This is a genomic window from Methylomonas stagni (assembly GCF_050154735.1).
GTDB classification, from domain to species: Bacteria; Pseudomonadota; Gammaproteobacteria; order Methylococcales; family Methylomonadaceae; genus Methylomonas; species Methylomonas koyamae_A.
The window spans coordinates 1-23799 of the sequence record NZ_CP189557.1 but is presented as its reverse complement, the minus strand read 5'-3'; the positions used below and the strand labels follow the sequence as shown (position 1 = coordinate 23799).

Genomic DNA, 23799 nt, shown 5'->3' with positions numbered 1-23799 from the left:
CCGCCGTACCCGTCCGTAGCGGTTTTCAAAAGTCATGATAGATCCAGAGACTCCCAATAACGAGGAAACATGCTGATGCGCCGCTTCAGGGCCAGCGGCAAGGCCTTGTGTATCCAACCTAGCCGATACCCCAACAATTTTAGCGCGGAACGCAAAATGCATTCGGGTATTCGCCAAGTTTGTCCCAACTGAATGATGTGCTTAACTTCTGAAATGACAAAACGCCGCCCTTCCCCGCGTGCTCTGCCGAATTGGCGTTCAATCCAGTCTTCCTGCCCGTAAAACACGCCGATATCGAAATAACGCCGAAATTCTTGCCAAAGAGAATAACTGTGCGAATGAACAACGAGAGCGTCGGCTTCATAACGGACGCTCCAGCCCGCCAGCAGCATTTTAGCGGCAACATAGGCGTCTTCGCTACCGATCACGTCGATCGGAAATCCGCCGACCGCCTCAAGGGCCGTGCGTCTGTACGCCGCGAACGAGTCGGAGCTGAAACAAGTCTTGAGACCTAAGCTGGCGGAATCGGAAAGTACCTTGGTTCGGCTCCGCGAGGGGTAGTTAAAATAACGGGCGTGCGCTTCGTGAATATCGGCTTCCGGGCGCGGCAACTGCCGCCCGTATGCCACGCCGACATTGACATCCAACAACACCGCATCGCGCAACTTACGCAAACTTTCCGTATCGGCCAAGATCGCGTCCTGCGTCATAAAGATCAGTATGTCGGCGGACACCTGCTGGCTGGCCCAACGCCGAGTCCCGCCATGATTAAATGTTCCCGGCGGAATCGTTTCAACCCTGGCTCCCGCCGCCACAAAACGTTGAACGGTGTCGTCCGTCGAGTGGCTATCTATAACCAACCATTCATCGGGTTGTAACGACTGATTCGCCAGCGCCGGCAACAGCCGATCCAAGTGCTGACTGGCATTCCAAACGGGAACGATGACTGCAGTTCGTACCAAATCAGTATTCATCTGCTAACTCCTACGGTCTTAGGTAACATAAGGTTTCGACGGTGTTAGGCGGCCTTAAATTGAGCCTGAAATTGCTCTAATGCCGGCATCTCCCGCCAGCCTCACCCTGAACACGAGTTAACAGTCTAACTAGGTATTCAAACGAAGCCGCGACTTTTAACTATGTTATTTAACTGAATCACACAATACCGCCTTGGTAGTTTCTTTAGCAAAAACAAAGCCACCTATAAAAGTTCTCCAGGCTTGAACGAACAATCCCGGCTGCACTGCTTCCAAAACCACGGGTTACCGAGCGCTTGAAGTGAATATCGTAGACAGGAGGAACGCAATGCGGCGCGAGATGTCTGACCGTCAAAAGTCGCGTATTAAACGATTGGCATTTAAAATGTCCGGACACAAACAATCACCACAGGAGCACACATGCACCAACTTGTAGCACCCCTCATCGTTGCCGCGCTAACAATGTGGATCACCAACACTTCCGCAACGGAAACCATAACCGTACCAGACAAGGTCCGGACCAATGTTCTGAAACGGCACCCACAAGCCGAGGAATTAAAAGCCACCGGCAATGAAATCCATTTCAAAAACCAATTGCTTGCCATCAGCTATAAAACTGCGGAAGGCGACACTAAAATGGAGCTGTTTCGTAACAATGGCGCCCTGTTCACGAATAAGATGGCATTAGAGGCGCCCAGCGAAGGCCTCCCGCCTGAGTTGAAAAAGGCACTGACCGAGCAATTTCCGGGAGGCCAGATTAAAAAGGCCGAACTCATCGTCAATCCTAACGGCATCGGCGAGGAATACGAAATTCATGTCGATGTCGGCGGAACTCTCTGGCACGTTGCTGGTACCGATAACGGTGAAATCACAGAAAAAATTAAGGATTGAGTGAGTTGCCGCTAACCGAAATCCTTACCGGTATTTGGGAGATGGAAAGTGCCTATCCCTCATCCGCGGCGCCACTAGCCCCGCCTCCCACCAGAGTCGAGGCGGCAGGACTTGCACCGGGTTTTGACCACTTTTGGATAAACGGCTATTGGGATTGGGTTGGTACCGGGTATATTTGGCGCCCCGAATATTGGCAAGCCCCACGAGCTGGTTTCGAGTGGCAACCCCATCGCCGGGAACCTGCGGGGCCGCGTTGGCAAGGCCGCGCCGGGCATTGGCGGCAACGCTAAAGACCCACCCCAGCCGAGCGTCCTCCTACATTTAACAGGTGCAATTGATGAAATTTCGAACCTTACTGACGCTGTCGTTCGTTGTCGTCGGCTTTGCCTTTCATCAAATCGGCTGGACTCATGGCAGAGGCGGCTGGCATCCGCACGGCCATTCCAGTTTTGGGTTTTACTTTGGCGGCCCCGTATACCCCTTCCCCTATTACCGTTACCCCGACCCTTACTATTATCCACCAGCAATTATCTCTGTCCCACAGACACCACCCGTATATATCGAGCGCTCACAACCCTATGCGCCCCGGTATCCAGCCGGTTACTGGTACTATTGCCACAACCCGGAAGGCTATTATCCTTATATCAAGGAATGCCCCGGAGGCTGGCAACAGGTGGAACCGACACCACCTCGCTGAGGACGACCGCAATGTACCGTTCCCCACAACACATACTAGCCTGCAAGCAGGACGGCAGAAACAGCACCGGTCAACTTGCGGCCCATATGCGAAATAACGAAAACCGTCATCCCGAATCGAATTTGCAAACCATGGCTAAGATTTGCCCGATACTCGTGATGCTTACCTTTAGCGGTTGTGTCAACCTACCTACGATTCCGAGTGTAATGGCTCTACCAGGCACCAGCCTATCATTCGAACAGTTCCGCGACGATGATGCAGATTGTCGCCAATACGCTTACATTCAAATCGGTGGGACCACGGCAACTCAAGCCGCAACCGAAAGCGGCGCAGCCAGTGCCGCGATCGGTACGGCCGTGGGCGCGGCGGCCGGCGCGGCGATAGCTGGAGGCGGCGGCGCGGCGATAGGTGCCGGGACGGGCTTGGCAGTCGGGAGCATAGTTGGAAGCACGACCGCCGAACAATCGATATACGCAACACAACATTACTATGATATGGCCTATATCCAATGCATGTATGCCAAAGGACATAGAGTCCCAGTCTCTGGCGAATTCCGTGACAACTTCGGCCAACCTCCCATCACGCGGGCCGTCAATATTCCACCCCCGCCACCTGGATCGCCGCCGCCTCCGCCCACTCGCTGAACGATAGCTTTCGGCACTAGGGTTCCGGGCTGATTCGACTTCATAAATCCTTTTCCAATTGAATATGAGCGAACACACAGAGCTGGCGCTATCTCTGTTCCCTGATTTTACAGGCGATGATCGCCTCCGTATTGCCGACGCACTCAACCTGGTCGACGAATTGGGCATGGCAACTCCCGCTGACGCCTTGCCTCCACGCCCGAAAGGTATCGATGTCGCGGCGATTCTGACTTCGGTACATATCGATCTTGAAACCATTCTGGCGGCGGTTCTCAGCGATTCTCGCCTTACCGGCCTATTGAGTGATACCGAGTTGCGCCGACGCTTCGGCGACGTCGTTGCAGACTTGGTTAAAGACGTGCATTGGCTGAATAACGTCAGCATATACAGCCCGGACATGGCGAACGAGCCGAATCAGACCGAAACGCTGCGCCGCATGCTGTTGGCAATGACCCACGACGTCAGGGCGGTATTAATCAAGCTGGCCTATCGCATTCAACGCCTGCGCAACTTATTCCGCGAACAAACGGAAATCCGCCATTTCATCTCGCGGGAATCCCTGGACATCTACGCACCACTCGCCAATCGTTTAGGCATTAGCCAATTCAAGTGGGAGCTCGAAGATCTGGCATTTCGTTATTTGGAACCGGAACAATATCGTGCAATTACCGAATCTCTCGCGAGCAAGCGCGAGGAACGCGAGGCCTGCATCGAAGCGTTTCTGGCAATGTTGCGCCAGACATTGGACCGGGAGGGAATCGCCGCAAAAATTTACGGGCGACCAAAACATATCTACAGTATCTGGCACAAAATGCGCCGCAAGCAGTTGGCCGTCGACGATCTTTACGATTTGCTGGCGGTCCGCGTCATCGTGGACACTTTACCCAGCTGTTATACTGTGCTGGGTGTGGCACACAGCCACTGGCGCCACATTCCCAAGGAATTTGACGATTACATCGCCAATCCAAAAGAGAACGGCTACCAATCACTACATACCGTGGTTTTGGACGAAGCCGGCAATCGGATCGAAATTCAAATCCGTACCCAAGCCATGCACGAATTCGCCGAACTAGGGGTTGCCGCGCATTGGCGTTACAAGGAAGGCAGCAAATTTAACGCAGCCACCGAGAAGAACATTGCATCACTTCGTCAGTTGCTGGAAGACAAAGACAACGGCAATCTCCTGGAAAACTTTCATACGGAATTGTTTTCCGACCGAGTATTTGTTTTAACGCCAGCCGGTAAATTGATCGACTTGATCAGGGGCGCTACGCCCCTGGATTTTGCTTACGCGATTCATACCGAAGTGGGTCACGGCTGTCGCGGCGCCAAGATCAACGGTCAGATCAAGCCATTGACTTATAAGCTGCAATCCGGCGAACAGGTCGAAATCATCACAGTCAAAAACGGCAACCCCAACCACAATTGGCTAAATCCGAATCTTGGTTATCTAAAAACGCCAAGGGCGATCAGCAAGGTCAAGAGTTGGTTCAAACACCAACAACAAGCGGCGAATATCGCGTCTGGAAAACAGGTTCTGGAAAAGGAAAGCAAGCGACTGGGCATTAAAGCGATCGATATCGACGAATTGATTAAGCACTTCAAGACGCCGGATGCCGAGCATTTATATGAAGCACTCGGCCGCGGCGACATCAACAATCGGCAATTGGCCGGCGCATTGAAAATTCCTGAGCTGGAACCGATACCGATAAAGCTTGCCTCAACCCAAAGTGCTCCACAAGCTGCCGTGATCGTTGAAGACATCGACAATGTCGTAACCACGCTGGCTCAATGCTGCTCGCCAGTAAAAGGCGATGAAATCGTCGGCTATATTTCCCATAAACGCGGAATCACGGTTCATCGAAGCGATTGCGAAAACATTCGCCACTTGACGCCGGAACAACAATTGCATGTGATTAAAGCGGATTGGAGTGGTCACCACAAGATTCACCATAACGTGCCAATCCTGATTCACGCTTATAACGCACCAAATTTGCTGGGTGACGTTTCGCAAATATTGACTGCTTCGAAAGCCCACATCAGTAACGCATCGTTAAAGACTCACGATGATTTGTCGGCAATTCTGCAAATGTCGATTCAGATCGAAAATACCGCGCAACTGAGTTCGATATTGGCTCGAATCAGTCATCTGCCCAACATTGTCGAAGTCAAACGCAAGGTTTGAAGTACTGAAACCCTTAAACGTCTTATCGTTAGCCACAGCACCTCTCACCGTGCTAACATAGGCGTTTTAATTTAAGGGCTTTTACTATGGCGAAAGAAGATCAAATCGAAATGGAAGGTAAGGTTATCGATACTCTACCGAATACGATGTTTCGAGTCGAGCTGGAAAACGGACACATCGTTACCGCACACATTTCCGGCAAGATGCGCAAGCACTATATTCGGATCCTAACCGGCGATAAAGTTCGTGTTGAGATGACTCCGTACGACCTGACTAAGGGACGCATCACGTTCCGCAATCGCTAACCCGTTAGGGTCAGCGATTGCTCTGTCTTTATAACACCTGATTCAGCTCCGAAACCATCATCTGTTTGCCCTCAATCGCAAACGCCAAAGCTTCATTCTCAACATAGATACGCACATGCCCACCGTTGGCTAAGCGACCAAATAACAAATCCTCGGCAAGCGGTTTCTTGATTTTTTCCTGTATCAATCTGGCCATGGGTCTGGCTCCCATTTTTTCATCGTAGCCACGTTCCGCCAGCCAGGCTCGCGCGGTAGGCTCGAGCGTCAGGGTGACGTTCTTATCCGCCAGAACAGCTTCTAGCTCGAAAATGAACTTATCGACCACACTGCCAACCACAGTCATATCCAGCGACTTGAATTGTACAATTGCGTCCAACCGATTTCGAAACTCCGGCGAGAAACCGCGCTCGATCACCTTCATGCTGTCGGAAGCGTGATCCTGCTGAGTAAATCCGATAGAAGCCCGACTACCTTCCTCCGCACCTGCATTCGTGGTCATAATCATTATGATGTTACGAAAATCCGCCTTACGCCCGTTATTATCGGTCAACGTACCGTGATCCATCACTTGCAGCAACAAATTAAAGACATCCGGGTGCGCCTTTTCTAACTCGTCCAGCAACAACACAGCATGGGGATGCTTGGTAACGGCTTCGGTCAACAAACCACCCTGATCATATCCAACATAACCGGGAGGCGCGCCAATCAGTCTCGATACGGTATGCCGCTCCATGTATTCAGACATATCGAAACGAATCAACTCTATACCCAATACCTTCGCCAACTGTCGAGTTACCTCGGTTTTACCAACACCAGTGGGCCCGGCGAACAGGAAGGAGCCGATGGTTTTACTGGTATCGCGTAATCCAGCACGGGACAATTTAATCGCGGTTGCCAACTCGCAAATCGCTTCGTCTTGGCCAAAGACCAACATCTTCAAGTTCTTCTCTAGATTGGCTAGTTTTTCTATGTCGCTAGACGACACCGACTGGGCCGGTACTCTAGCGATTTTAGAAACGATTTCCTCAATTTCCGGGATGTCTATCGTATCCTTGCGCCCCTCGCCAGTGAACAACCGCTGCCTGGCACCCGCTTCGTCAATCACATCGATCGCCTTGTCTGGCAAGTGTCGATCTGTAATATACCTCGCCGACAGTTCAACGGCGACTCGCAATGCTTCCTGGGTGTATTTCAGGCCATGATGTTCCTCGAAGCGCGACTTCAAGCCTTTCAAAATCAGCACCGTATCTTCAATAGAAGGTTCAACGACATCGATTTTTTGAAAACGTCGGGCTAGCGCGTGGTCCTTCTCGAAGATACCTCGGTATTCCTGATAGGTAGTCGACCCGATGCAGCGCAACTGACCGGAGGCCAGCACCGGCTTGATCAGATTTGATGCATCCATCACGCCACCGGAGGCCGATCCGGCCCCAATAATCGTATGTATTTCGTCGATGAACAAAATCGAATCGGGTTCCTTTTTTAACTGATTGATCAGGGATTTTAGGCGCTTTTCGAAATCCCCCCGGTATTTGGTACCGGCGACCAAAGCACCCATGTCTAATGAATAAATAACGCTGTTCAGTAGAATATCGGGAACGCTTTCCTCTACGATACGTTTCGCGAGCCCCTCGGCAATCGCCGTTTTCCCAACACCGGCCTCGCCAACCAGTAGCGGGTTGTTCTTCCGGCGACGGCATAGCACCTGTATTGTGCGCTCGACTTCCAACTCCCTACCGATCAGCGGATCAATATTGCCTTTTAGCGCCTCATCATTGAGATTGGTTGCATATTTTTCTAACGGACTTCCCATGGCTTCAGAACTGCCACGCTCGGCTTCCGGCTCCTCGGTATTTTCCTTTTTATACTGCTCGATCTTCGAAACGCCGTGAGCCAAATAATTGACGACATCCAAACGGGTAATGTCCTGCTTATTCAGAAGATACACCGCATGCGAGTCCTGCTCACTAAACAACGCGACAAATAAATTCGCGCCTGTGACTTCTTTTTTATCGGACGCCTGAACGTGGAAAACCGCCCGTTGAAGCACCCGTTGAAATCCCAAAGTTGGCTGTGTTTCTCGCTGAACGCCTTCCGGTATCAACGAAATCGTTTCGTCGATAAAGCGAGTCAACTCAGCCCGCAGGGCATTCACATTACAGCCACAGGCAATCAGTATCGGTATCGTTGTCACGTTGTCCAGCAAAGCCAACAGCAAATGCTCGACTGTGATGAATTCGTGCCGCTTGGCATGCGCCACGGTAAACGCGGAGTTCAAAGTTACTTCAAGTTCTTTACTTAACATGACTACCTCTTACGCCTCTTCCATTGTGCACATCAGCGGATGATGATGCTCTCGGGAATATTCGTTGACAATATGTACTTTAGTCTCGGCTACGTCTTTAGTGTAGGTTCCGCAAACCCCGACACCTTGGGTATGAACTTGTAACATGACCTGCGTCGCCTTCTCTTCGGTCATGTTGAAAAAATGGGTCAGTATTTCAACGACGAAATCCATCGGCGTAAAATCATCGTTCAACAAAATCACCTTGTATAGGGGCGGCCGCTTCAACCGCGGCTTGGCTTCCTGTAGCGCCGTGTTAGCGTCGTTATCTCTAAAGGGTTCAAATTCGGACATAAGCTCTGGTGCTACAAGTATTACGTATGTTTCTAAAAATAGCGTCTTCAAAAGCAAATTTCAATCTTTGCGCAGTTAAAAAACATTTCGAGTAAAATGCCGGCCTTTTATCGTCAAATGTCAACATGATGGTCTGGAAACCACACGTTACCGTTGCCGCGGTTATCGAGCGAGACGAGCGTTTTCTTCTGGTGGAAGAGACAACGACACGCGGGCTTGCGTTCAATCAACCAGCCGGACATCTGGAAAACGGCGAAGACCTGATCGACGCCGTCAAACGAGAAGTCAAGGAAGAGACTGCCTGGTGCTTCGAGCCTGAAGCCGTCATCGCCGTGCAACTCTGGCGGCGAGCCCCCGAAACACCGAGCTTCGTGCGCTTCTGCTTCAGCGGTAGCGTTAACAATCACGACATGGACCAAACGCTGGACGACGGCATTATCGCGACTCACTGGCTCAGCCGCAACGACATTTACGCTCGACAACAGCAACTGCGCAGCCCGCTGGTACTGCAAACCGTGGACGAATACCTTAAAGGCACCCGGCATCCGTTGACCCTGTTGCAATCATTTCTCGATTTCCCATGAACAAACACATCATCGTCGGCATGTCCGGCGGCGTCGACTCTTCCGTTACCGCTTTAGCGCTGCAAGAACAAGGCCACAAAGTCACCGGTTTGTTCATGAAAAACTGGGAAGAAGACGACGGCACCGAATACTGCACCGCGATGCAGGATTTGGCCGATGCACAGCAGGTTTGCGACCGTTTGGGCATTGAGCTGAAGACCGTCAACTTCGCCAGCGAATACTGGGATCAGGTTTTCGAAGTCTTTTTATCGGAATTCAAAGCTGGCCGCACACCCAATCCCGACATTCTTTGTAATAAACACGTCAAATTCAAAGCGTTTTTGGATTACGCAATCGAAGACCTGGGTGCCGAATATATTGCCACCGGCCATTACGCCCGCGTTCGCGAACAAGACGGCGAATTCCAATTATTAAAAGGCCTGGATCCCAACAAGGAACAAAGCTATTTCCTGTACGCAATGGGCCAGAAAGCTTTGTCACAAACCCTGTTCCCGATCGGCCACCTGCACAAACCAGAAATCCGGGCGATGGCCGATAAAGCAGGCTTCGCCAACAGCCGTAAGAAAGACAGCACCGGTATCTGCTTCATCGGCGAACGTAAATTCAGGGAATTCCTGGAACGCTATTTGCCCCACCAGCCCGGCGAAATGCGCACTCCGGAAGGTAAATATATAGGCAAGCATCACGGCTTGATGTATTACACGCTGGGCCAGCGACAAGGCTTAGGCATAGGCGGGGTTAAGGACGCGCCGGACGAGCCGTGGTTCGTGTTGGAAAAAGACCTGATCAACAATGTGCTGATCGTCGGCCAGGGCCACGATCACCCTTTGATGCTGCACAGCATATTGGAAGCCGGCCAACTCGACTGGTGCGGCATCAAACCCTTGACCGAAACCCTGCGTTGCGCCGCCAAGACCCGTTACCGTCAGCCCGACCAAGATTGTGTCGTCGAACCGATAGATGGCGGCCGCCGCGTCAAAGTCCGCTTCGACGAACAACAACGGGCGATTACGCCAGGGCAATCGGTGGTGTTTTATCAGGGCGAGGTTTGTTTGGGTGGTGGAATTATTGAGGCTAAGTACAATGAAAATTAACAAACTTGAGTTAATTAATTTCCGTTGTTTTAAAGAATACGAATTAAAACTATCTGATCGCTTCACTTTGCTAATTGGTGACAATGGTAGCGGAAAAACAGCAATTCTTGACAGCATAGCAATAGCGACAGGAAGTTTTTTATTAGGAATTCCTGATTTAAGACCAAACGAGAAACGCCACATTTCTCGTGATGACGTACGGTATAAAACATTAACAATGGGCCAAACACCAGTTAAAGAAACCGAATATCAAACTATGGTCTACTCCCAGGGATTAATTAACAATATAAAAACAAGCTGGGCTCGATATAAAGATATAAAAACTAATCGGCAAGATGCAAAGAAAATAATTTCTATAGTAGAAAAATTAATCAACGAAGTTACCAACCCAAAAACGCTATTTCCTGTAATTGCCTATTACGGCACAGGCCGTTTATGGAAACAATTAAAAGCTACTGAAAAGAAAACCAAAGGTCCAACTTCTCGCCTTGATGGCTTTCAAGATTGCTTAAATCCCGCATCAGACCAAAAAGATTTTTCATTTGGTTCAAAACTCAAGAGCTAGCGGCCATACAGAAAAAAGAACGCAGACATACATTGGAAGCAGTGCGCCAAGCAATTGTGAACATGATTCCAGACGCAAAAAATGCCATTTGGGATATGGATTGGGATGAATTGACGATTGAAACAATGGTTCAAGGACAACTACAACAAATTCCATTCCACCTTCTCAGCGACGGTTACCGTAACATGATAGGTATGGTCGCCGACATCGCCTACCGCATGGCTACGCTGAATCCTCAACTGGAAGCCGATGCCATTAAACAAACCGAAGGCATTGTGCTGATCGATGAAATCGACCTGCATTTGCATCCAAAATGGCAGAGGGAAGTTGTTGGCCGCTTATTGGATACATTCCCCAAAGTGCAATTCGTCGCCAGCAGCCATTCGCCGTTTATTATTCAATCGTTGTATGGGCGTGAAGATTGTTTGTTATGGGATTTGGAAAAAGCCCAACCTCTGCCTATCGAAAGCAAAAGTATCGAAGACATTGCCGAAAATCAGCAAGGCGTAGAAATCCCTCAACAAAGCCAACGTTTCTTGGCCATGGAAAATGCCGCCGAAGAATATTACCGAGTATTGAAACAAATTCCACCGGCAAGCGATATCGAAAAACAACGTCTAAAACAACGTCTCGACGAACTATTAATGCCATTTAGTGATGATCCAGCTTTTCAGGCATTTTTAAAGATGGAACGAGAAGCAGCCCTTCCCACTGACGAATCGAAATAGCATGCGGCCAGTTTTTCGTGGAAATAATCCAGTCGACAAAGCCGGTAATGTTATTCTGTTTAAGAATTACCGAAATGCGGCCCCCATTCTAAAAGATAGATTGGGTAAATATTGTTCATACTGCGAATTGAAGTTTCCACAAACCCACGTTGAACATATTCAACCGAAAAGCCTGGAGCCGCAATTAGAAAATGATTGGAATAACTTCCTGCTTGCTTGCCCATTGTGTAACGGCATCAAAAATGATTCATCTATTAATAGCGGCAACCTAAATGATTTTTTCTGGCCGGATAAAGATAATACCTTTATACCGTTCGTCTACGAGAAAGATCGTGCGCCGCAAATTTCCAACCAATTGAGCGGCGATCTAAAAAAGATTGCCGAAAAAACGCTGCTATTAACTGGACTGGACAGAGAACCTACGCATCCGAAATTCAATATCAGAACCGACGAGCGCTGGCACGAACGCAACACGGCGTGGGGAAAAGCAGAACGCGCGAAATTCAACCTGCAAAGACAACCCACGGAAGTCATGCGCGAGCAAATCATCGATACCGCCACCAGCACAGGTTTTTGGTCCGTCTGGATGACAGTATTTCAAGACGACGCCGACATGCGCCGCCGCTTGATCGAAGCTTTCCACGGCACTTGCCCAAGTTGTTTCGATGCCGATACTCAACCTATTCAACGCCCCGGCGGTCGGATTTAATCTGACCGCCCAAGCCAAACCATTTTTAGCTTTGGAAAATTAGGAAACACACATGAGCCATTCCGTACTCACCTCCATCTCTCCCATCGACGGCCGCTACGCCAACAAAGTAGATGCCTTGCGCCCCATTTTTAGCGAATACGGTTTAATCGGTTATAGGGTTGAAGTGGAAGTGCGCTGGCTGCAAGCCTTGGCAGCAGAAACCAAAATCGGCGAAGTCCCAACGCTGTCGAGCGCAGCAAATAGCGTGTTGAATAACATCGTCAGTCATTTCTCGGAAGCCGACGCGCAAGCCGTCAAAGACATCGAGAAAACCACCAACCACGACGTCAAGGCGGTGGAGTATTTCCTGAAAGAAAAGATCAAGGGCAACGCCGAACTGCATGCGGTTAACGAGTTCATTCACTTCGCCTGCACCTCGGAAGACATTAACAACCTATCGTATGCCCTGATGCTGAAGGAAGGTCGGGGCCTGATCCTGGCGGAGATCGACGCCACGATAGACGCCATCAAACAACTGGCTCTGGACAGCGCTGAACAACCGATGTTGTCGCGTACCCATGGCCAACCAGCGACCCCGACCACGGTCGGCAAGGAATTCGCAAACGTCGTCGCCCGCATGCAACGCCAACGTCAGCAACTCGCTAAGGTCGAACTCTTAGGCAAGATCAACGGCGCGGTCGGCAATTACAACGCCCATAGCGTCGCCTATCCTGACGTCGATTGGGCGGTTTTCGCACAAAATTTCGTCGAGTCGCTGGGTTTGACCTTCAACCCTTACACGATACAGATTGAACCTCACGATTACATGGCTGAGTTTTTCCACGCCCTGTCGCGATTTAACACCATCTTGCTGGATTTCGACCGCGACGTTTGGGGCTATATCTCGCTGGGTTATTTCAAACAAAAAACTGTGGTCGGCGAAGTCGGCTCCTCGACGATGCCGCACAAGGTCAATCCTATCGACTTCGAAAACTCCGAAGGCAATCTGGGACTGGCCAATGCCATCTTCGGCTTCCTGGCCGACAAACTGCCGGTGTCGCGCTGGCAGCGTGATTTGACCGACTCGACCGTGTTGCGCAACATCGGCGTCGGCATCGCCCACACCAGCATCGCCATCCAATCGACCTTGAAAGGCATTTCCAAACTGGAAATCAATCCGGCCTTAATCGATCAAGATCTGGATCAAAACTGGGAAGTGCTGGCCGAACCTATCCAAACCGTGATGCGCCGCTACGGCATCGAAAAACCTTACGAGAAATTGAAAGAACTAACCCGCGGCCAGCGCGTTACCGGCGAAGGCATGCGCGCTTTCGTGGAGAAACTGGAGATTCCAGCCGCTGCCAAGGCCGAATTACTGGCGCTGACACCGCACAGCTATACCGGCTACGCAGCTGATTTAGCCAAGAAAATCGGCTAAACATTAGGACAGGTTGTTGCTGAACTTCATCTGGATTTTCTTCTTCCTTAGCGCCTTCGCCACCGCAGTCTTCAAACTGCTGGTGCTGGGCGACACCAAGGTGTTTTCCGAGTTGATGACTGCGATGTTCAGCCTGTCTAAGACCGCGTTCGAGATTTCACTGGGGCTGAGCGGCGTGCTGGCCTTGTGGCTTGGCATCATGAAAATCGGCGAACATAGCGGCTTCATCGACTTGTTGACCAAGGCGTTGAATCCACTGTTCAGTCGGCTGATGCCGGAAATTCCGAAGGATCATCCGGCATTGGGCGCGATGGTGATGAACATCGCCGCCAACATGTTGGGCCTGGACAACGCGGCGACGCCGATGGGCATCAAGGCGATGCAGGAAATGCAGACCCTGAATCCCCATCCGGAGCGGGCCAGCGACGCGCAGATTTTGTTTCTAGTGATTAACACCTCGTCGGTGACGCTGTTTCCGGTGACGATCTTTGCTTACCGGGCTCAGCTCGGTGCCGCGAACCCAACCGACGTGTTCATCCCGATATTGATTGCCACCTATATGTCGACGCTGACCGGCTTGCTGGCGGTCGCCGCCGTGCAGAAGATCAACCTAGTAGATAAAGTGGTGCTGGCCTACTTGGGCGGCATCACCCTGTTGGTCGGCGGCATACTGGCTTATTTCTCAGGACTCGATCAGGCCGAGATGCTGAAACAATCGGCCTTAGTCAGCCATGTGATTTTGTTCGGCTTAGTGATTTCCTTCATCGCCGCAGCAGCTTACAAGGGGTTGAATGCTTACGAGTTGTTCGTTGAAGGCGCCAAGCACGGTTTTCAAACCGCGATCAGCATAATCCCCTATCTTGTGGCGATGCTGGTGGCCTTCGGGGTGTTCCGGGCCAGTGGCGCGTTGGAATTAATCACCGATAGTGTCCGACTGTTGGTCAATGTTGCCGGCATTGACAATCGCTTCATCGACGGCCTGCCGACCGCATTGATGAAGCCATTCAGCGGCAGCGGCGCGCGAGCGATGATGATAGACACCATGCAAACCCACGGCGCCGATTCCTTCGCCGGCCGCTTGGCGTCGGTGGTGCAAGGCAGTACCGAGACCACGTTTTATGTGTTGGCGGTGTATTTCGGCGCGGTGAACATCAAGCAGATACGCCACGCCGCCGCCTGCGGCATCGTCGCCGACCTCGGCGGGATGATTGCCGCGATTTTGGTAACGTATTGGTTTTTTGGTTAGGTCGACGCTCGATGCCATTTATTTGATTTTGTTGGATTACGTTTCACTAACCCAACCTACATTTTTTGATATTTCATGCAGATACATTTAAAAACCCTCGGTTGTCGCCTCAACGAAGCCGAACTGGAAACCTGGGCTCAAGCCTTTCAGGCCCAAGGCCACGGTATCACCCGCAATTTGAGCGACGCGCAACTGGTAATCATAAATTCCTGCGCGGTGACCCAGGATGCGGTGAAAAAATCCAAGCAAATGATACGCCGCATCCACCGGGATAATCCGCAAGCCAAACTGGTGGTCAGCGGTTGTTATGCGACACTGAATGAGGCAGAAGCCGCGCAATTGATGGGCGTGGACTTAATCGTAGGCAACCAGGACAAAAACCAGCTGGTCGAAAAAACCCTGACCGAATTGAATCTGGACAGCATGCCGGCGATGTCGACTGAGCCCGGCGAAGTGTCCTTGTTCAGCCGTGGCCGGCAACGCGCCTTTGTCAAAGTACAAGATGGTTGCCGTTACCACTGTACTTTCTGCATCGTTACGGTTGCCCGTGGCGAAGAACGCAGCCGACTTATTCAAGAAGTGGTCGACGAAATCAATGCCTTACATAAACAAGGCATCAAGGAGGCCGTGCTTACCGGGGTTCACCTTGGCGGGTACGGCAGCGACATCGGCAGCAATCTGGTCGAATTGATTACAGAGATCCTGGACAAAACCCAGATTCCACGCCTGCGCATGGGCTCCCTGGAACCGTGGGAATTACCGGACGGCTTCTTCGAATTATTCAAAAATCCAAGATTAATGCCGCACCTGCACCTGCCATTGCAAAGCGGTAGCGACAGTGTTCTGAAACGCATGGCGCGGCGCTGCAAGACTGAAGAATTTGGGCAAATTGTCGAGCTGGCCAGAACAACGATCCCTCACTTTAATATTACCACCGATATCATCGTCGGCTTCCCGGGAGAAACCGAGCAAGAATGGCAGGAAAGCTATGACTACATAGAGCGCCTCGGCTTCGGCCATATTCATATCTTTAGTTATTCTCCCCGCGAAGGCACGGCAGCAGCGAATTTCCCAGGCCCGGTCGCCCAAGACCTGAAAAAACTGCGTAGCAAGCAATTGCACGATTTGGCAACGATTCTGAAAGAGCAATTCATCATCGAAAACATCGACTCTCTGGCGGATGTACTTTGGGAAGGTCAAACGCAAACGCTAGACAACGGCGATATCCGCTATTTCGGTTACACGCCGAATTACTTACGGGTAGCTTGCGATGTCAACGCCGATACGGCGTTGGAGAATCAAATTCAAAAAGTTCGGTTATCTACAGTTGAATCCGATTTTATTCGGACTGAAATAAACTGAAAGGCTAGGGACGGCGTTGTGCCGCACCCAGCCTTTTGTAGACGCACTTCAATAAGGATTCGGAGCAAGTGGACCAAAACCATCGTCTTTTTGTTCCTCAAACTTCAGCACATCGTCTTCAGGCACATTGCCATCTTTAATCAAATAATTCCGATTCGAGAAATACGCATCTCTGAAAAACTGGTATCGATCAATCGCTGCTTCGGACGCAACTTTTTCCATCCCCAACAAATCAGCACGGGCATCAATAACCTTCAACGCCCCAGAACCCGTGGAAACGGCGGCACCTATCCAGTTCGGATTGATATAAAAACCAACGTACGTGAAGGGGTTCATCGCCGCATCGCCCACTAACCCAATGACGCCGCGCGGGGAACTAGGACCAAAGAACGGCAGCACAACATAGGGTCCTGTTGGAACGCCCCAGACCCCAAGAGTCTGATCGAAATCTTCGTTATGTTTCTGCAAATCCAACATACTTCCAACATCGACAAATCCGGCGACGCCTACCGCGGTATTCACCAGAAACCGCGCGCTGTCCTGGCCGGTTTGCAAAAACTTACCTTGTAACGCATCGTTAGCGATCACCCCGATATCGTCAATATTACTGAAGAAATTCGTCACCCCCTGATCGACGAAACTCGGCGTAATCCACCGATATCCCTTAGCAACCGGTTTCATGACGTAGTCGTCGACGCTATCGTTAAACGATTGGACGTTTCGATTCCATCCTTCCCAGGGATCCTTGGGATCTTTGCTATTGGTAGCCGCGCATCCGTTCAGCAGGGCAAGCGCCACGGCAGCCAGCCAAACTGTTTTCCCGTTTTGCATAATATTTACCTCGTTAATTGAATATTGTTTAAATCTATCCAAAACTCACGTAACATAACACACAACAGACTTATTTCGCCATTCACGTTCGATGGAAATTACTACCAACCCGCTAGGCAATCGGTTTCGCGGCTATCTGCCGGTCATCGTTGACATAGAAACCGCCGGGTTCAACCCCAAAAAAACCCACTACTTGAAATTGCCGCCATCATAGTAGAACCGGATGAGCAGGGTTTGCTTCGGATTACCGAAAAACACCAGAGCAATATTATCCCTTTTAAGCATTCTGAATTAGATGAAGCGGCTCTCAAATTTACCGGCATCGACCCATATCATCCGTTTCGGATGGCCGTGGACGAAAAAGAGGCGCTCACAAAACTGTTTACGCCGATCAAAGCCGCTGTAAAACGTAACGAATGTAAGCGGGCTATTTTAGTGGGCCACAACCCATCTTTCGACGTCAATTTTCTCAATGCCGCGATTGAGCGCACGAATTTTAAGCGTAGCCCTTTTCACCCATTTAGTAGCTTCGATACCGCTACGCTTGGCGCTTTGGTTTATGGTCAGACCGTTTTAGCAAAAATAGCACAGGCGGCCGGACTAAGTTGGGATAACGAAAAAGCCCATTCCGCACTGTATGACGCCGAACAAACGGCCGAACTTTTCTGCTTGATAATTAACCGATGGAAGCGGTTAAGTGAACTTGAAGTGATTTAGAGTGATGGAGTCTGCCAATTCCTTCTCCGAAACCGGCAGATTTTAGAAAATCTCGACTACTGCACCGCACCAGCATTAGCCAACATGCTAGTCAGTTCCCCTCTCGTATAAAGGTCGGTTACAATGTCGCAACCACCGACCAGCTCGCCCTTAATGTACAGTTGTGGATAGGTTGGCCAATTAGAATAGACTTTCAAGCCTTCACGAACCTCTGGATCTTCAAAAATGTTGATATACGTGTATTTTGCGTTGCAGGCACCCAAAATCTGAACAACCTTGCTCGAAAAGCCACACTGTGGAAACTCTGGCGAGCCTTTCATATAAAGCACGGCCGCATCGCTAGCCAATTGATTTTGAATTCGTTCGGTAACACTCATAGGAACTCCCTTGCTTATCAATTTAAGTTAGGTAATTCTATCAACCTACAGGCTTATTACATAGTATTGTTGACGCAACAAATTGTATTCGAAAATCGAATTACGCAAACGCAAAAAAAGCCCGCTTATTAGATTAATAGGCGGGCTTTTGGTATAGGCGCTTGGCGATGACCTACTTTCACATGGCAACCTGCCACACTATCATCGGCGCTAAGCGGTTTCACTTCCGAGTTCGGGATGGGATCGGGTGGTTCACGCTTGCTATGTTCACCAAGCAAACTGGTTAAGTTGGTTGTTGACCAACTGTCATGCAACAGGTCGGTTAAGCCGTTTGGCTTAGCCTTCAGGCATTTACTACGCTAACCACCGCGAGTGCGGATATTCGCGCTTACGTGGTTTTGCCTTTGACCTGCTTTTCATGGAAATCTGTATCGAGTTCGTTCTCTTGCGTTGTTTTCAGCGATCGTCATTTGACGTTACCCAAACGCATTGGGTGTTATATGGTCAAGCCTCACGGGCAATTAGTACACGTTAGCTACGCCCATTACTGGACTTCCACACCGTGCCTATCAACGTTGTCGTCTCCAACGGCCCTTCAGGGGACTTAAAGTCCCAGTGAGATCTCATCTTGGGAGGGGCTTCCCGCTTAGATGCTTTCAGCGGTTATCCTGTCCGAACGTGGCTACCCAGCAATGCCCTTGGCAGGACAACTGGAACACCAGAGGTTCGTCCACTTCGGTCCTCTCGTACTAGAAGCAGCTTCCCTCAAATCTCAAACGCCCACGGCAGATAGGGACCGAACTGTCTCACGACGTTCTGAACCCAGCTCGCGTACCACTTTAAATGGCGAACAGCCATACCCTTGGGACCTGCTTCAGCCCCAGGATGTGATGAGCCGACATCGAGGTGCCAAACACCGCCGTCGATATGAACTCTTGGGCGGTATCAGCCTGTTATCCCCGGCGTACCTTTTATCCGTTGAGCGATGGCCCTTCCATACAGAACCACCGGATCACTAAGACCTACTTTCGTACCTGCTCGACTTGTCCGTCTCGCAGTCAAGCACCCTTATGCCTTTGCACTCATTGCCTGATTTCCGACCAGGCTGAGGGTACCTTCGTGCTCCTCCGTTACTCTTTGGGAGGAGACCGCCCCAGTCAAACTACCCACCAGACACTGTCCCTAATCCAGATAATGGATCGAGGTTAGAACTCCAAACATACCAGGGTGGTATTTCAAGGTTGGCTCCACAAGAACTGGCGTTCCTGCTTCAAAGCCTCCCACCTATCCTACACAAGTAGGTTCAAAGTCCAGTGTCAAGCTATAGTAAAGGTGCACGGGGTCTTTCCGTCTAGCCGCGGGTACACTGCATCTTCACAGCGATTTCAATTTCACTGAGTCCCAGGTGGAGACAGTGTGGCCATCGTTACGCCATTCGTGCAGGTCGGAACTTACCCGACAAGGAATTTCGCTACCTTAGGACCGTTATAGTTACGGCCGCCGTTTACTGGGGCTTCGATCAAGAGCTTCGCTTACGCTAACCCCATCAATTAACCTTCCAGCACCGGGCAGGCGTCACACCCTATACGTCCACTTTCGTGTTTGCAGAGTGCTATGTTTTTGCTAAACAGTCGCAGCCACCGATTTTTTGCAACCGCCTTACGCTCCATCCGCGAGGGACTTCACTTATCAACGGCATACCTTCTCCCGAAGTTACGGTATCATTTTGCCTAGTTCCTTCACCTGGGTTCTCTCAAGCGCCTTAGAATTTTCATCCCACCCACCTGTGTCGGTTTAGGGTACGGCCACTTGTAACCTGAAGCTTAGAGGTTTTTCCTGGAAGCAGGGCATCTATCACTTCGCGTTTCTTTCGAGACACTCGTCATCACGCCTCAGCATATAGCATCCCGGATTTGCCTAAGATGCCTGCCTACACGCTTAAACGGCCACTTCCAACCGACCGCTGATATAGCCTTCTCCGTCACCCCATCGCAGTTACAACTGGTACAGGAATATTAACCTGTTTTCCATCGACTACGCCTTTCGGCCTCGCCTTAGGTGCCGACTAACCCTGCGTCGATTAACGTTGCGCAGGAAACCTTGGGTTTACGGCGAGGGGTTTTTCACCCCCTTTATCGTTACTTATGTCAGCATTCGCACTTCCGATACCTCCAGCCGACTTCTCAATCGACCTTCGCAGGCGTACGGAACGCTCCTCTACCACTCACGCAAAGCGTGAATCCGTAGCTTCGGTACTATGCTTAGCCCCGGTAAATCTTCCGCGCAGACCGACTCGACCAGTGAGCTATTACGCTTTCTTTAAAGGATGGCTGCTTCTAAGCCAACCTCCTGGCTGTCTGTGCCTTTCCACATCGTTTCCCACTGAGCATAGATTTGGGGACCTTAGCTGACGGTCTGGGCTGTTTCCCTTTTCACGACGGACCTTATCACCCGCCGTGTGTCTCCCGTGCTGACACTTGCTGGTATTCGGAGTTTGCATCGGGTTGGTAAGTCGGGATGACCCCCTAGCCGAAACAGTGCTCTACCCCCAGCAGTGATACACGAGGCGCTACCTAAATAGCTTTCGAGGAGAACCAGCTATCTCCGAGCTTGATTAGCCTTTCACTCCGATCCACAACTCATCCCCTACCTTTTCAACGGGAGTGGGTTCGGTCCTCCAGTGTGTGTTACCACACCTTCAACCTGGTCATGGATAGATCGCCCGGTTTCGGGTCTACACCTTGCGACTCAACGCCCTATTAAGACTCGGTTTCCCTACGCCTCCCCTATTCGGTTAAGCTTGCCACAAAATGTAAGTCGCTGACCCATTATACAAAAGGTACGCAGTCACCCCACGAAGGGGCTCCCACTGCTTGTACGCATACGGTTTCAGGTTCTATTTCACTCCGCTCTCCGCGGTTCTTTTCGCCTTTCCCTCACGGTACTGGTTCACTATCGGTCAGTAAGGAGTATTTAGCCTTGGAGGATGGTCCCCCCATATTCAGTCAACGTTTCACGTGCGCCGACCTACTCGATTTCACTAGAAAAAGGTTTTCGTGTACGGGGCTATCACCCTGTATCGCCGGACTTTCCAGACCGTTCCACTAACCTTATCCTAGCTTAAGGGCTAGTCCCCGTTCGCTCGCCACTACTTAGGGAATCTCGGTTGATTTCTTTTCCTCCGGGTACTTAGATGTTTCAGTTCTCCGGGTTCGCTTCAGTGAGCTATGTATTCACTCAAAGATGACGAGGTTATCCTCGCCGGGTTTCCCCATTCAGACATCGCCGGATCACAGGTTGTTTGCCACCTCCCCGACGCTTTTCGCAGGCTACCACGTCTTTCATCGCCTCTTACTGCCTAGGCATCCACCGTATGCGCTTATTCACTTGACCATATAACCCGAATACGTCTGTATTAAGGTTTTTAGTCGCTGACATGTTCGCTGATGTTGCTTGAGAACGTTTTACGGAGGTTTTGGGCCGCTTTCTTTCGAAAGCCGCTGGCTACCGCCCGCAACTCGTTTTTAAGTATTGATCGTTAGCCGATCAAGACTTAGGTTACAGATTTCCATATTGTTAAAGAGCGTATTGATACGAATATCAATGCTATCGAGCCTTGGGTTATTAACCGAAAAGCTGTATAGCGTTGATGTTGATATCTTGGCTTAAGATCGACGTCACGTGATGGTGGAGCCAGGGAGGATCGAACTCCCGACCTCCTGCGTGCAAGGCAGGCGCTCTCCCAGCTGAGCTATGGCCCCGAATAGATTCAGACTTTCGCCTTTTCGTTAGTTGGTGGGTCTGGGAGGATTTGAACCTCCGACCTCACCCTTATCAGGGGTGCGCTCTAACCAACTGAGCTACAGACCCAGGTGCGTCTTTCAATCGAAATAATTTGTTGTGAGTACGTGTGACAGTGTTCTGTCTTTGTAAGGAGGTGATCCAGCCCCAGGTTCCCCTAGGGCTACCTTGTTACGACTTCACCCCAGTCATGAATCACAAAGTGGTAAGCGCCCTCCCGAAGGTTAAACTACCTACTTCTTTTGCAACCCACTCCCATGGTGTGACGGGCGGTGTGTACAAGGCCCGGGAACGTATTCACCGCGGCATTCTGATCCGCGATTACTAGCGATTCCGACTTCATGCAGTCGAGTTGCAGACTGCAATCCGGACTAGGATCGGCTTTTTGGGATTTGCTGGCTCTCGCGAGTTTGCTGCCCTCTGTACCGACCATTGTAGCACGTGTGTAGCCCTACCCATAAGGGCCATGATGACTTGACGTCGTCCCCACCTTCCTCCGGTTTATCACCGGCAGTCTCCCTAGAGTTCCCGACTTGACTCGCTGGCAACTAAGGATAAGGGTTGCGCTCGTTACGGGACTTAACCCAACATTTCACAACACGAGCTGACGACAGCCATGCAGCACCTGTCTCTCGGTTCCCGAAGGCACCAAGTCATCTCTGACAAGTTCCGAGGATGTCAAGGGTAGGTAAGGTTCTTCGCGTTGCATCGAATTAAACCACATGCTCCACCGCTTGTGCGGGCCCCCGTCAATTCATTTGAGTTTTAGCCTTGCGGCCGTACTCCCCAGGCGGTCAACTTAATACGTTAGCTCCACTACTAAGTTCTTTAAGAACCCAACAGTTAGTTGACATCGTTTACGGCGTGGACTACCAGGGTATCTAATCCTGTTTGCTACCCACGCTTTCGTACCTCAGCGTCAGTTTGAGTCCAGAGAGCCGCCTTCGCCACTGGTGTTCCTTCAGATCTCTACGCATTTCACCGCTACACCTGAAATTCCACTCTCCTCTACTCAACTCTAGTCTTCCAGTATCAAATGCAGTTCCCAGGTTAAGCCCAGGGCTTTCACATCTGACTTAAAAAACCGCCTACGCACGCTTTACGCCCAGTAATTCCGATTAACGCTTGCACCCTCCGTATTACCGCGGCTGCTGGCACGGAGTTAGCCGGTGCTTCTTGTATAGGTAATGTCAGTCTATCGGGTATTAACCGATAGGTATTCCTTCCTATTGAAAGTGCTTTACAACCCTCAGGCCTTCTTCACACACGCGGTATTGCTGGATCAGGCTTTCGCCCATTGTCCAATATTCCCCACTGCTGCCTCCCGTAGGAGTCTGGGCCGTGTCTCAGTCCCAGTGTGGCTGATCATCCTCTCAGACCAGCTACGGATCGTCGCCTTGGTAGGCCTTTACCCCACCAACTAGCTAATCCGACATAGGCTCATCTATTAGCGCCAGGCCCGAAGGTCCCCGGCTTTCATCCGTAGATCGTATGCGGTATTAGCGTGAGTTTCCCCACGTTATCCCCCACTAATAGGCAGATTCCTATGCATTACTCACCCGTCCGCCACTCATCCGGGTGCAAGCACCCTTCAGCGTTCGACTTGCATGTGTTAAGCATACCGCCAGCGTTCAATCTGAGCCATGATCAAACTCTTCAGTTTAATAATGCTTGATACTAAATAAGATTAGTATCCAATCTTGGCTCGACTACAGAACGTCGTTTCTTGCGAATTGACGTGGATTCTCTGCGCCGATAATTTCTAACAGAAACGTATCGCCACACATACCCACACAAATTATTTCGATTCATCTTGTTAAAGAGCCAGAGCATCTCGCCCTGTTGAGCCGACATATTCTACAGAACTTTCAGAAAGTGTCAACACTTTATTTTCGAAGCCAGAAACAAACAACTTCCGAAAAACCAGCCACTACCGCAAGCCCGGCAAATCCTGCCGCTCTTCGCTACCAACTCAGTCAGTAACGAAGAGCCGCTCATTATAGCGGTTTTCTAATTCGCGTCAAGCGTTAT

At 50.6% G+C, this 23799-nt stretch carries 19 protein-coding genes, 2 tRNA genes, 3 rRNA genes and 1 pseudogene; 14 read left to right on the top strand and 11 right to left on the bottom strand.

What is annotated here, in order from left to right; translation table 11 throughout:
• Nucleotides 1-32 precede the first annotated feature (32 nt).
• Nucleotides 33-974, bottom strand: a complete 942-nt coding sequence (locus ACP4CD_RS00125) for a glycosyltransferase family 2 protein (protein ID WP_426992846.1) — start codon at nucleotides 972-974, stop codon at nucleotides 33-35.
• Nucleotides 975-1394: 420 nt separating this feature from the next.
• Between ACP4CD_RS00125 and ACP4CD_RS00120 the strand changes: the two genes are divergently transcribed.
• Genes ACP4CD_RS00120 through ACP4CD_RS00110 form a run of 3 tightly spaced genes read left to right on the top strand, consistent with a single transcriptional unit; the run spans nucleotide 1395 to nucleotide 2562 of the window.
• Nucleotides 1395-1865 (top strand): hypothetical protein, encoded by a 471-nt coding sequence (locus ACP4CD_RS00120; RefSeq protein ID WP_157197808.1) that lies wholly within the window; start codon nucleotides 1395-1397, stop codon nucleotides 1863-1865.
• Nucleotides 1866-1906: 41 nt separating this feature from the next.
• The gene (locus ACP4CD_RS00115) at nucleotides 1907-2155 is read left to right on the top strand and encodes a hypothetical protein (protein WP_368086622.1); all 249 of its coding nucleotides are present in this window, start codon (nucleotides 1907-1909) and stop codon (nucleotides 2153-2155) included.
• Between the two features lie 47 nt (nucleotides 2156-2202).
• Nucleotides 2203-2562 (top strand): hypothetical protein, encoded by a 360-nt coding sequence (locus tag ACP4CD_RS00110; protein WP_426992844.1) that lies wholly within the window; start codon nucleotides 2203-2205, stop codon nucleotides 2560-2562.
• A 230-nt stretch (nucleotides 2563-2792) separates the two neighbouring features.
• Here ACP4CD_RS00110 and ACP4CD_RS00105 read toward each other — a convergent pair whose 3' ends face one another.
• Nucleotides 2793-3092, bottom strand: a complete 300-nt coding sequence (locus ACP4CD_RS00105) for a hypothetical protein (protein WP_175463788.1) — start codon at nucleotides 3090-3092, stop codon at nucleotides 2793-2795.
• 178 nt (nucleotides 3093-3270) lie between these two features.
• Between ACP4CD_RS00105 and ACP4CD_RS00100 the strand changes: the two genes are divergently transcribed.
• Together ACP4CD_RS00100 and infA are read left to right on the top strand one after the other, a co-directional pair.
• Nucleotides 3271-5391: a RelA/SpoT family protein gene (locus tag ACP4CD_RS00100; RefSeq protein ID WP_426992842.1), complete on the top strand. Its 2121-nt coding sequence runs from the start codon at nucleotides 3271-3273 to the stop codon at nucleotides 5389-5391.
• 86 nt (nucleotides 5392-5477) lie between these two features.
• Nucleotides 5478-5696 carry a translation initiation factor IF-1 gene (gene infA, locus ACP4CD_RS00095; RefSeq protein ID WP_064025941.1) on the top strand — a complete coding sequence of 73 codons (219 nt, stop codon included), beginning with the start codon at nucleotides 5478-5480 and terminating at the stop codon, nucleotides 5694-5696.
• 28 nt (nucleotides 5697-5724) lie between these two features.
• Here the strand turns inward: infA and clpA are convergent, their stop codons facing one another.
• Together clpA and clpS are read right to left on the bottom strand one after the other, a co-directional pair.
• The gene (gene clpA, locus ACP4CD_RS00090; RefSeq protein WP_313729665.1) at nucleotides 5725-8001 is read right to left on the bottom strand and encodes an ATP-dependent Clp protease ATP-binding subunit ClpA; all 2277 of its coding nucleotides are present in this window, start codon (nucleotides 7999-8001) and stop codon (nucleotides 5725-5727) included.
• 9 nt (nucleotides 8002-8010) lie between these two features.
• Nucleotides 8011-8334 (bottom strand): ATP-dependent Clp protease adapter ClpS, encoded by a 324-nt coding sequence (gene clpS, locus ACP4CD_RS00085; RefSeq protein ID WP_064025936.1) that lies wholly within the window; start codon nucleotides 8332-8334, stop codon nucleotides 8011-8013.
• Between the two features lie 128 nt (nucleotides 8335-8462).
• On the opposite strand from clpS, the gene ACP4CD_RS00080 reads away from it, so the two are divergent.
• The 8 genes from ACP4CD_RS00080 to mtaB all read left to right on the top strand — a co-directional run bounded on the left by ACP4CD_RS00080 (nucleotide 8463) and on the right by mtaB (nucleotide 16042).
• Nucleotides 8463-8918, top strand: coding sequence for an NUDIX hydrolase (locus ACP4CD_RS00080; protein WP_064025934.1), 456 nt, complete (start codon nucleotides 8463-8465; stop codon nucleotides 8916-8918).
• Complete coding sequence (gene mnmA, locus ACP4CD_RS00075) at nucleotides 8915-10012, top strand: tRNA 2-thiouridine(34) synthase MnmA (protein ID WP_426992839.1); 1098 nt, start codon at nucleotides 8915-8917, stop codon at nucleotides 10010-10012. Before ACP4CD_RS00080 ends, mnmA begins: the two co-directional genes overlap by 4 nt.
• Complete coding sequence (locus ACP4CD_RS00070; protein ID WP_426992837.1) at nucleotides 10002-10577, top strand: AAA family ATPase; 576 nt, start codon at nucleotides 10002-10004, stop codon at nucleotides 10575-10577. The genes mnmA and ACP4CD_RS00070 overlap by 11 nt, the downstream gene beginning before the upstream one ends.
• Nucleotides 10517-11305 (top strand): AAA family ATPase, encoded by a 789-nt coding sequence (locus ACP4CD_RS00065; protein WP_426992835.1) that lies wholly within the window; start codon nucleotides 10517-10519, stop codon nucleotides 11303-11305. The genes ACP4CD_RS00070 and ACP4CD_RS00065 overlap by 61 nt, the downstream gene beginning before the upstream one ends.
• 1 nt (nucleotide 11306) lies before the next feature.
• Nucleotides 11307-12014 (top strand): HNH endonuclease, encoded by a 708-nt coding sequence (locus ACP4CD_RS00060; protein WP_426992833.1) that lies wholly within the window; start codon nucleotides 11307-11309, stop codon nucleotides 12012-12014.
• A 52-nt stretch (nucleotides 12015-12066) separates the two neighbouring features.
• Nucleotides 12067-13434 (top strand): adenylosuccinate lyase, encoded by a 1368-nt coding sequence (gene purB, locus ACP4CD_RS00055; RefSeq protein WP_426992832.1) that lies wholly within the window; start codon nucleotides 12067-12069, stop codon nucleotides 13432-13434.
• Between the two features lie 16 nt (nucleotides 13435-13450).
• Nucleotides 13451-14680 carry a nucleoside recognition domain-containing protein gene (locus ACP4CD_RS00050; protein ID WP_426992831.1) on the top strand — a complete coding sequence of 410 codons (1230 nt, stop codon included), beginning with the start codon at nucleotides 13451-13453 and terminating at the stop codon, nucleotides 14678-14680.
• 75 nt (nucleotides 14681-14755) lie between these two features.
• Nucleotides 14756-16042: a tRNA (N(6)-L-threonylcarbamoyladenosine(37)-C(2))-methylthiotransferase MtaB gene (mtaB, locus tag ACP4CD_RS00045; RefSeq protein ID WP_426992830.1), complete on the top strand. Its 1287-nt coding sequence runs from the start codon at nucleotides 14756-14758 to the stop codon at nucleotides 16040-16042.
• 48 nt (nucleotides 16043-16090) lie between these two features.
• Here mtaB and ACP4CD_RS00040 read toward each other — a convergent pair whose 3' ends face one another.
• Nucleotides 16091-16873, bottom strand: a complete 783-nt coding sequence (locus ACP4CD_RS00040) for an MlaA family lipoprotein (protein WP_064025922.1) — start codon at nucleotides 16871-16873, stop codon at nucleotides 16091-16093.
• Between the two features lie 91 nt (nucleotides 16874-16964).
• Between ACP4CD_RS00040 and rnt the strand changes: the two are divergent.
• A pseudogene (rnt, locus tag ACP4CD_RS00035) lies at nucleotides 16965-17590 on the top strand (ribonuclease T).
• 56 nt (nucleotides 17591-17646) lie between these two features.
• On the opposite strand, the gene grxD reads toward rnt, so the two are convergent.
• The 6 genes from grxD to ACP4CD_RS00005 all read right to left on the bottom strand — a co-directional run bounded on the left by grxD (nucleotide 17647) and on the right by ACP4CD_RS00005 (nucleotide 23431).
• Nucleotides 17647-17967 (bottom strand): Grx4 family monothiol glutaredoxin, encoded by a 321-nt coding sequence (gene grxD / locus ACP4CD_RS00030; RefSeq protein WP_064025918.1) that lies wholly within the window; start codon nucleotides 17965-17967, stop codon nucleotides 17647-17649.
• 159 nt (nucleotides 17968-18126) lie between these two features.
• A 5S ribosomal RNA gene (gene rrf / locus ACP4CD_RS00025) occupies nucleotides 18127-18242 on the bottom strand.
• Between the two features lie 225 nt (nucleotides 18243-18467).
• Nucleotides 18468-21360: ribosomal RNA gene (locus ACP4CD_RS00020) — 23S ribosomal RNA — on the bottom strand.
• 292 nt (nucleotides 21361-21652) lie between these two features.
• Nucleotides 21653-21728, bottom strand: a tRNA-Ala gene (locus ACP4CD_RS00015).
• 32 nt (nucleotides 21729-21760) lie between these two features.
• Nucleotides 21761-21837, bottom strand: a tRNA-Ile gene (locus ACP4CD_RS00010).
• 60 nt (nucleotides 21838-21897) lie between these two features.
• A 16S ribosomal RNA gene (locus tag ACP4CD_RS00005) occupies nucleotides 21898-23431 on the bottom strand.
• The 16S, 23S and 5S rRNA genes sit together here with 2 tRNA genes alongside, the layout of an rRNA operon.
• Nucleotides 23432-23799: the final 368 nt, after the last annotated feature.

What these genes read in the sequence shown, in the direction of transcription:
- ACP4CD_RS00115 (WP_368086622.1), top strand. Translation starts at nt 1,907, where the DNA reads ATGGAAAGTGCCTATCCCTCATCCGCGGCGCCACTAGCCCCGCCTCCC.
- mnmA (WP_426992839.1), top strand. Translation starts at nt 8,915, where the DNA reads ATGAACAAACACATCATCGTCGGCATGTCCGGCGGCGTCGACTCTTCC.
- mtaB (WP_426992830.1), top strand. Translation starts at nt 14,756, where the DNA reads ATGCAGATACATTTAAAAACCCTCGGTTGTCGCCTCAACGAAGCCGAA.
- clpS (WP_064025936.1), bottom strand. Translation starts at nt 8,334, where the DNA reads ATGTCCGAATTTGAACCCTTTAGAGATAACGACGCTAACACGGCGCTA.
- ACP4CD_RS00105 (WP_175463788.1), bottom strand. Translation starts at nt 3,092, where the DNA reads ATGTCCTTTGGCATACATGCATTGGATATAGGCCATATCATAGTAATG.
- ACP4CD_RS00110 (WP_426992844.1), top strand. Translation starts at nt 2,203, where the DNA reads ATGAAATTTCGAACCTTACTGACGCTGTCGTTCGTTGTCGTCGGCTTT.
- ACP4CD_RS00070 (WP_426992837.1), top strand. Translation starts at nt 10,002, where the DNA reads ATGAAAATTAACAAACTTGAGTTAATTAATTTCCGTTGTTTTAAAGAA.
- clpA (WP_313729665.1), bottom strand. Translation starts at nt 8,001, where the DNA reads ATGTTAAGTAAAGAACTTGAAGTAACTTTGAACTCCGCGTTTACCGTG.
- grxD (WP_064025918.1), bottom strand. Translation starts at nt 17,967, where the DNA reads ATGAGTGTTACCGAACGAATTCAAAATCAATTGGCTAGCGATGCGGCC.
- ACP4CD_RS00100 (WP_426992842.1), top strand. Translation starts at nt 3,271, where the DNA reads ATGAGCGAACACACAGAGCTGGCGCTATCTCTGTTCCCTGATTTTACA.
- ACP4CD_RS00120 (WP_157197808.1), top strand. Translation starts at nt 1,395, where the DNA reads ATGCACCAACTTGTAGCACCCCTCATCGTTGCCGCGCTAACAATGTGG.
- ACP4CD_RS00060 (WP_426992833.1), top strand. Translation starts at nt 11,307, where the DNA reads ATGCGGCCAGTTTTTCGTGGAAATAATCCAGTCGACAAAGCCGGTAAT.
- purB (WP_426992832.1), top strand. Translation starts at nt 12,067, where the DNA reads ATGAGCCATTCCGTACTCACCTCCATCTCTCCCATCGACGGCCGCTAC.
- ACP4CD_RS00040 (WP_064025922.1), bottom strand. Translation starts at nt 16,873, where the DNA reads ATGCAAAACGGGAAAACAGTTTGGCTGGCTGCCGTGGCGCTTGCCCTG.
- ACP4CD_RS00125 (WP_426992846.1), bottom strand. Translation starts at nt 974, where the DNA reads ATGAATACTGATTTGGTACGAACTGCAGTCATCGTTCCCGTTTGGAAT.
- infA (WP_064025941.1), top strand. Translation starts at nt 5,478, where the DNA reads ATGGCGAAAGAAGATCAAATCGAAATGGAAGGTAAGGTTATCGATACT.
- ACP4CD_RS00080 (WP_064025934.1), top strand. Translation starts at nt 8,463, where the DNA reads ATGGTCTGGAAACCACACGTTACCGTTGCCGCGGTTATCGAGCGAGAC.